The sequence below is a fragment of the Siminovitchia fortis genome (assembly GCF_007681465.1).
GTDB lineage: Bacteria > Bacillota > Bacilli > Bacillales > Bacillaceae_C > Siminovitchia > Siminovitchia fortis.
Map to the genome: position 1 here is coordinate 1 of NZ_VEKZ01000169.1, position 589 is coordinate 589.

1 pseudogene is annotated in these 589 nt (G+C 42.8%); it reads left to right on the forward strand.

Features of this window, described 5'->3' with window-relative positions:
• Positions 1-74: 74 nt before the first annotated feature.
• Positions 75-152: pseudogene (locus tag FS666_RS20710) on the forward strand (hypothetical protein); the annotation flags it as partial.
• Positions 153-589 lie beyond the last annotated feature (437 nt).

Consider the following 589-nt stretch of genomic DNA (forward strand, 5'->3'; position numbering starts at 1 on the left):
ATTGTATTGCCCAAGGGAATGTTCATCGAAATGGCTATTACTGGAGGTACGGAATTGATGAGGCGGATCAGGCCCTGCGCATTCCTATTTGTCGACTCAGATGCCTGGCCTGCGGAGTAAATATTTCGATCTTGCCCGACTTTCTGATTCCCTATTTCCAGCACACGCTACACGCCATGGTTGAAAGGATTGATCATATCCTTAAGGGAAGGAAAGTCGATGGAAGCCGCCAACAAATGGCCCAACACCTCGAACGCTTTTACGAAAAGCTTCATTGGCTCCATACCTTTTTCATAGATTCCGGGGATCATCTGGGTTTTTCGCAAAATCTAAAAAAAGAAGCCCAAAAATATGTGAAAAGGCTCCAGGATTTTGGCGAATCCACCTTCTTTCGAAGGAGCTGGGGGCACTTATCATCATACTTTATGGGCAAATTAATTCTACCATATTTATCGTGAGAAAAAAATAAAGCGTTCCCACATAAATCTTGCCTATGAAACAATGGACGGAAAAAGTAGAATAAAAGGCAATGGATAACCGGTTGTCCTTCTGATCAAAGGAGGATGTTTCGATGAATGAAAAAACAAGG